The sequence below is a fragment of the Streptomyces sp. NPDC055966 genome, assembly GCF_042269865.1.
In the GTDB taxonomy this organism is placed as follows: Bacteria; Actinomycetota; Actinomycetes; order Streptomycetales; family Streptomycetaceae; genus Streptomyces.
In genome coordinates, this window is sequence record NZ_JBHJYK010000045.1 from 26,754 (window position 1) to 33,766 (window position 7,013).

7 protein-coding genes and 1 pseudogene are annotated in these 7,013 nt (G+C 67.6%); 6 read left to right on the plus strand and 2 right to left on the minus strand.

The features are described from left to right. Positions 1-11: 11 nt before the first annotated feature. Together ACFC8N_RS47030 and ACFC8N_RS47035 are read right to left on the minus strand one after the other, a co-directional pair. Positions 12-926, minus strand: a complete 915-nt coding sequence (locus tag ACFC8N_RS47030; RefSeq protein ID WP_376295871.1) for a helix-turn-helix domain-containing protein — start codon at positions 924-926, stop codon at positions 12-14. Between the two features lie 316 nt (positions 927-1,242). Then, a complete protein-coding gene (locus ACFC8N_RS47035; protein ID WP_376295872.1) occupies positions 1,243-1,509 on the minus strand; it encodes a hypothetical protein in 267 nt (88 codons plus the stop codon). Between the two features lie 437 nt (positions 1,510-1,946). On the opposite strand from ACFC8N_RS47035, the gene ACFC8N_RS47040 reads away from it, so the two are divergent. From ACFC8N_RS47040 to ACFC8N_RS47065, 6 genes and pseudogenes are all read left to right on the plus strand, one after another. Beyond that, positions 1,947-2,105, plus strand: a complete 159-nt coding sequence (locus ACFC8N_RS47040) for a hypothetical protein (protein WP_376295873.1) — start codon at positions 1,947-1,949, stop codon at positions 2,103-2,105. A 118-nt stretch (positions 2,106-2,223) separates the two neighbouring features. Further along, complete coding sequence (locus tag ACFC8N_RS47045) at positions 2,224-2,379, plus strand: hypothetical protein (RefSeq protein ID WP_376295874.1); 156 nt, start codon at positions 2,224-2,226, stop codon at positions 2,377-2,379. A 933-nt stretch (positions 2,380-3,312) separates the two neighbouring features. Continuing rightward, positions 3,313-4,050, plus strand: coding sequence for an ATP-grasp domain-containing protein (locus ACFC8N_RS47050; protein WP_376295875.1), 738 nt, complete (start codon positions 3,313-3,315; stop codon positions 4,048-4,050). A 205-nt stretch (positions 4,051-4,255) separates the two neighbouring features. Next, a pseudogene (locus ACFC8N_RS47055) lies at positions 4,256-5,004 on the plus strand (SOS response-associated peptidase). Positions 5,005-5,249: 245 nt separating this feature from the next. Continuing rightward, the gene (locus ACFC8N_RS47060; RefSeq protein ID WP_376295876.1) at positions 5,250-5,681 is read left to right on the plus strand and encodes a hypothetical protein; all 432 of its coding nucleotides are present in this window, start codon (positions 5,250-5,252) and stop codon (positions 5,679-5,681) included. Between the two features lie 2 nt (positions 5,682-5,683). Then, on the plus strand, positions 5,684-6,634 hold the full coding sequence (locus ACFC8N_RS47065) for a hypothetical protein (RefSeq protein WP_376295877.1): 951 nt from the start codon (positions 5,684-5,686) through the stop codon (positions 6,632-6,634). Positions 6,635-7,013: the final 379 nt, after the last annotated feature.

The window sequence follows — 7,013 nt, forward strand, 5'->3', positions numbered from 1 at the left end:
CGCAGAGAACATCAGGTCGTCTCGGGACTCGAGGACGGGAGCGGACGAGAAACCTCCTGCGGATCCAAAAAGATCAGGAAGGTGTAGTGGACGGCTTCCCACAACGGCCGTACATCCGCAGGCCACCCGCCCAGGGCGGTGACCAACGCGGAGGTCTCTTCCCAGCCAGGAATCAACTCGCCGTCCAAGATCTCATTGATCGCGTGGATGCTCAGCGCGCCGTGCGAGGCCTTGCGGATGACGCTGGCCTTGGGGCGTCCCGCGGCCAGGTGCAGCCCACGCAACGCAGCCTGAAGACGCGCCACCGCATCGGGCTGGGCGTGCCGGGCCGGCGGCACAAGCCCATGAGCGCTCTCGAACAGGACACGCAACTCGGCCGGATCCCCGCCGAACAACTCGGCCAGCGAACACACCACCTGCCACGTCGGCGTCCGCTCCCCGGAAAGGATGCGTGAGACGTACGACGGCGACAGCGAGGTCTGCTCCGCCACCTCCCTGATCGTCAAATCACTGGCCCGGTGCAAATGGGACAGCGCCGAGGCCAGCTTGAGCGAGGCCCGCTCGGCCGCGATCGACAGCGGTGGGCCGCCCGTCGGCCCCGGTCCCTCCATCAGCGGTGCAGACGGTTGGCGCACCGCCGCCCGCTGCGCCGCGCGGTTCTGCAACCGCTCTTTCACCCGGTGCTCGGCCCACTTCGTGCGCGCTGTGGTTGCACTCAGACAGGCCGCCTCCGCCACCTGCTCCCAGCTCGCCCCCCGGTGGCGTGCATCCTGCACCGCAGCGGCCGCGTAGTTATCCAACGCGCGGGCGAGTTCGCCCGCGCAGTGCAACAGCTCCGGCAAAGCCCGCCCGTCGTATTCTGCCTCCAACAATGCCGTGGACAGCGCCTGCACGTCCTCGGCGATCCGTCGGCCCAGCGGAAGCACGCTACGGGCCTGCTGCCGCCCGAGCCGACCGTCCCGCTCCCGCTGCGCCCGCCGTCGGCACTCCAGGCTGCAGTACTCCCTCTTCCGCCCCGGACCGCTGGTCTGGGCAAACCGCTCCGCGCAGTAGCGGCAGCTGTCGTAGCGGGGACTGGTGCCCCCCATCGTTCCTCCCACGTGCTGTGACGGTTTCTCCCCCGGGCGCGCGACTTGTTGCGCGCCCGGGGGAGGAACTCGCTGTTCCCCAAGCCGCGCTGGCGGCTGCTGTCCCCGCGCGTGGCGGCCTGCCTGTCGACGGACCGCCATGCCTGGGAGCCGTTCAGCTCAGCCGAAAGCGCTGGTAGTGGAATCGCGACTGGCGCATGGCCACCATCAGGCCGGCGACCAGCGCCGTGGTGGCAGGTGCTTCCCACCAGCCGTGGATCAGAATCGTGGGCACCACGAGGACGGCCAGGAATGCGCCCGCCTGCACCGTGACAGTCCAGGCACTCGTGATGCGGGTTTCGGTCCTGCGAAGGCGCGGAATGCTAGCGTCGTCGCAAGTTGCCGCCCTGAAGAGAGCGGCAGCAGAAAACGGGTCAAGCACAGGGATTCTTCCTTCTTCTTGATTTCGTCGATAGAGGAGCCCCGGAGTCGGTAGCGAGCCTGCCCGGGGTTTCCTCGCGTCAACGGACCGTAGTGCTTCCATCACACTCGGCGCCATATAAACGGTTCATCGCGCCAAAGTTCGAATGTCACGGTGGTGACAAATGCCCCTGCGGTGACGAACCGAACACATGAGTGTTTTCGAATTTGACCGGGCGTGCCCATAGCTGACTGGCGTCGATCGGTGTGACGATTCCCCTGAGCAGCTACGTGATAGCCGCCCCCTACCCGCCGTGAACTGTCGTGACCTCGCGCGCGGGCGCACACCCTCCCTGCCGCACTGATGAGGCCAAGCGACGCACGCCACTGGCACGATCGATCCTTGTGGAAGGAGGGACGGCCGGCGGCAACGCTTGTTGACGCGACCGGCTTGCGTCCTTGACTCGCTCGCCAAAGGCTCGCCCGCACCACGGCGCCCCCGGCGAGCAGAAGCCGGCCGCGAAGAAGCAGCCAGCCAAGAAGGCCGCGGCGAAGAAGACCGCCACGAAGGAGACGAGCGGGAAGAAGACGGCGGACGGCCGGCCCCGCAGCGCGTAGACGAGAGACCGGCCGATGTCCGCCGGAGGGATCAGGAGCGTGTGCTCGTGAACCGCACGGTGCGGCCCCACTTCTCCATGACCGGTGCGGCGCACCACTGGCAAAGAGGGGCGCCGCCGTGGCCGTACTTGTGCGTCTTGCGCTGGCAGGTGGCGCAAGGGCCGACCAGGTTGCCGAGGCAGACGAGGGCGGACGGGTCTGGTTCACCGGCGGCACGGGAGTCGTCGTCGTGTGGTTCCTGTTCTGGGCGGTGAACATCAGTCACCTCGACTGAGCGCCCCAGTTGGCCACTCTGAGCGCCAGAGTTGGCCGCAGAGAAACGATCCCTGATGTCCGCGTCCGTAGCGCCTTGCACTGTCCAGACGAGGACGGTAAGTGCCAGGCTCGACACATGGCAGATGATGTCGTCGCGAGTCAGGTCGCCGAACTTCAGGCTGAGTGTGAAGAGCGGGCTCGGAAGAATCGCTTCCGTCGGCAGTTTTGGCGAATCGCCCACGCGGCGCTCGGGCTGCCAGCTGCCGTGCTGGCCGCGGTCTCGGGCGCAACCGGGCTCTCTTCAGCAGGTGCCCGCATCCCAGCAGCTGTGCTGGCGCTCGTCAGTGCGGGACTTAGCGCCGCTATCACGTTCCTGAAGCCGGAGGTGCATCACCGAGCGGCACATGCACGCCGTAGGGCCTACCTCGCGTTGGAGGTCGAAGCCCGCTTCGCGCTGACACAGGCAGCATCTAGGGGTGAGCCCGTCCCTCTGACTGTCTACAGGGATCTACTGGAGCGTCGAAGGATGATCATCGCAGGCCAGCTTGACGAACTTGTGCAGCGGATAGCCGTGGGGGGACCAAGTCCAGAGTCCGAGAACGGCGGATGAGCAGTCGCGCTCGCCGGGTCGGTATGGCTGCTGGAGCAACGGGGGTCGGGCACTGAGCGCCGGAGCGGCCAACTGAAGGAGTCAATGGCCAACTGTGCTGCTCAGTCACAGCGCGACTGTCCTCTGACAGGCGACGTTGACCGTTTGCCAAGTGATCTCGACCAACGCCGGGTTTCTGCCACGTGATCTTGAGCTGAGGCTCGCCGTTCCCTGGCCCGCCTTGGGGCCTGCGGCGGGGGAATCTCGGCTGCGGTGGTGGGCACGGTGGGGCTAGCGTGGCGGTTTTGCGGAGTGCGGGAGGGATTCGCGGTGCTGGTCATGCCTGGGCGGCGGACGTCGACGATGGAACTGTTGGCCGTCGAGGCGGCGGGCCGAGGGATGTCGGTCAGGGCGGCGGAGGAGCCCGGCCTGGCAGGCCCTGCGTACTGGTACGGCGGACCGGTTGCGGGTGCGCGGCTGGCAGGCCAGCTCGGGTTTGCGTTGCTGGAGCCGACAGATGGCTGGCTCGCCGAGTTGCCGGAAGAGTTCACCGGCCGCCAGGTACGGGCGGGGACCATTGCGGACGCATGGGCGATCGACCAGCCGACGTTCGTCAAGCCGCCCCGTGACAAGTCCTTCCCGGCCGATGTCTACACCGACGGCTCCCGGCTGCCCTCCGCCCTGGACCCGGCAATACCGGTGCTGCTGTCCGACGTGGTGACGTTCGCGGCCGAGTACCGGCTGTTCCTGCTGGATGGCCGGATCGCCACGGCGAGCCGGTACGCAGTGTTCGGCCGGCTCGACCCCCGCCCGCTCGGTACGGACCGCGCGGACCGGGCCACCGCCGCGCAGATCACGGAGTTCGCCGACCGGCTCGCCGCCGCAGTGGGGCACACGCTGCCGAGTGCCGTCGTCGTGGACGTCGGGCAACTCCTGGACCCGTACCGCCCACGCCACCGCTGGGCCGTGGTGGAGGCCAATATGGCGTGGTTCTCGCATGCCTACGCGGCCGACCCGGCACGGGTGCTGGACGTGGTCCTGCGGGCGGCGGGGCCACGCGAGCACATGCGGCCGCGAGACCTGGCGTTCGAACGGCACTGATCCGCACTGCGCGAACTGGGCTTCCCGGCGGCCGGCCTGGCCCGGCCGCACTCCAGGAACTGACGCTTCCAGTTCGGTCAAGATCACCTGTCAATCGGTCAAGATCGCGTGTCAGAGGACAGCGACCAGGACGACGCCCGCATTGACGGGAGCATCGCCGGACCGGTGTCGTGGCAGGCACTCGGCGCGGTGGGAGAGTGGCTGCATGTGCGGTCGATACGTCTCCACCCGCAGCCCGCAGGACCTGGCGCAGTTCTTCCAGGCCACTGAGTGGTCCTCCACGGAGGCGCTCGCGCCGAACTGGAACGTCGCCCCGACCAACGACGTCTGGGCCGTCCTCGAGCGCGCTCCACGCGATGCGGAAGATGCCGGGGCTGTCCATGGAGAGCTGCGGCCGCTGCGCTGGGGCCTGGTCCCGTCATGGGCAAAGGACGTGAAAGTCGGCGCGCGAATGATCAATGATCAACGCGAGGGTGGAGACCGTGCACGAGAAGCCGGCCTACCGCCGTGCGTTCGTCAAGCGCCGCTGTCTGCTGCCGGCCGACGGCTTCTACGAGTGGCAGCCCGGCATGGACCCGGCCACCGGCTGGCCCGCAAGCAGCCCTACTTCATCCACCCCGAGAACGACGAGGTGATGGCACTCGCCGGCTTGTACGAGTACTGGCGCGATCCTGCCGTCACACAGGACGACGATCCGGCCGCCTGGTTGATGACCTGCACCATCATCACCACCGACGCAACCGATGCCGCCGGCCACGTGCACCCCCGCATGCCCCTCGCACTGACCGCGGACCACTACCAAGCCTGGCTCGACCCCAGGCACCAGGACCCCGACGAACTGCGGGCCCTCCTGGACCAGCCTGCCGGTGGGCACCTGGCTGCCGCCCGGTCTCCACGGCGGTCAACAACGTCCGCAACAACGGCCCTCACCTCCTCGACGAGGCCGCGCCATAGCCAACTGTGCAGCGTCCGCAGCCGGTCCAGCGTGCACTCCCAGTAGGTCGGGCCGGAGACGAGGCAGGCGATCGTCCGCGAGCCGGACCGGGCCGCTCCTGCCTGCTGGATATCGCAGAGGTACGGACGGCCACCTCCGCTACAGGCGTAAGTCACTCGGTAGTTGAGGCTTACGGAGTCGGGGTCAGCGACGGACCCGGCCTTATGCTGGCTACGCGATCAGGTCATCAGTGGACGGGGGCGGCGTGGACCTAGTCATCTCGCTTACTGACGAGTCCGAAGCGGCGTCACTGGCCGGCTGGCTCCGGGAAGAGCGCTCGTTCGGGCCCGTCTCTGTCGTTCAAGGTCCACCAACGACCGAGAATCTTGGCAGTCCGCAGCAGCAGATCCAGGTGACCGCTGCTTCAACCGCGGCGCTCACCTCGGTGGCTATGGCGATCACAGCCTGGCTGCGCGGGCGGAGGGAATCCGTCCAGCTCACCATTGAGGGTCCGTCGGGCCAGCGGGTGATTCTTACGGCCGCGAGCTCCGACGACGCACTCGAGCTCAGCCGGATCCTGGCGGCTCAAGGGAGTCAGAAGTGGGACGAACCGAACGCTACACCAGCTGGTCACACCCCTCCCGGGCCCCCGCTCGACCCAGATGATGACTGGCCGCGGGAAACGCCGGAGCAATAACCGTGGGAGACATCGCTAAAGGCGTGCTTGGAGGCGGTTGGGCGCTGCTGGTGGGGTGGATCCTGCCCACAGCTCTCAACCTTGCCGTCTTTACCCTCGCCGTTGCCCCGAGTCTGCACCGCCCCACTGTGCTGGAACCCCTGTGGCCGGTATCCCACGGCCCGACCCCAATTCTGCTGCTTGTGGCCGCCGTCCTGCTCGGACTCGTCCTGAACGCCCTGCAGACACCGCTCTACCGCATCCTGGAGGGATACGCCCTCTGGCCGCCTGCCGTATACGAACGAGGCTGCCGTGTGCAGCAAGCCCGGCGCCAAAGGACAGCCCACCGTCTCGCCGATCCCGACTTCACGTCACCCATCCGACGCGCCCTCCTCCAGGAAAAATTCAACCGCTATCCGGTGAGCGACAAACAGATCACCCCGACCCGGCTCGGCAACGCCATCCGTCGCTTTGAGGAGTACGGATACGACCGCTACCGCCTCGACACTCAGGTGCTGTGGAACGAACTGACGAGCGCCGCCCCTGAGCCGACCACAAAGCAGGTCGTCACCGCCCGCACGAGCGTCGACTTTTTCGTGGCCCTGCTGTACGGCCACGCGGCCGTGGCCGTCACCGCGTTCACCTCGCTGTCTTCCTCCCATGCCCACCGACCGGTGCTTGTCATCACCGGCGTCTGCCTGATCGTCCTGACCCCGGCTTGGTACCACGCCGCAGTAGCCGCCACGGATGAATGGGCCGCAGCCGTACGGGCCCTGGTCAACCTGGGCCGAAAGCCCCTTGCCGATGGGCTTGGACTCGCCCTCCCTAAATCCCTGGAAGACGAACGCCGCATGTGGCAACTGGTCACACGCATGTCCACCAAGCCCTACGCTCCGGCCGCTGACGCCGCTTTCGACCCCTACCGCATCGATCCGCCCCAGGCGAGTGGAGAGCCTCCACACCCCGTTTCCTGACCCGATGCCTTGCCCGCCCTGCTCAGCGCAGGAGGCGGCACCAAGGCTTCGTCATCACGGAAGAGCGGTCAGACCCAAGTAACCCGCTCAGGCACAGCGACTGAGGACGCCGCTGGGCGCTACGGTTGCCGCCTCAGGGCTGGCCGCGCGGAGGCCAGCCTTTGTCTGCCATGGTCGGCCCGACCACAAGCCCGGCCATGACCCCTGTCCAGGCCGACCACAGGCCTCGCACTGCTGCGTTTCCTAGACCGCGCTCGCTACCGGCCGCCGTCAGACCGCGGACAAGACATCCGATGCGCTTTACTCGTCAAGCTGCGGCCTGCGGCTCGGCGGGTGAGGGTGGGAATGCGGCGGTCTCGGTGTAGTGGATGCGGTCGGT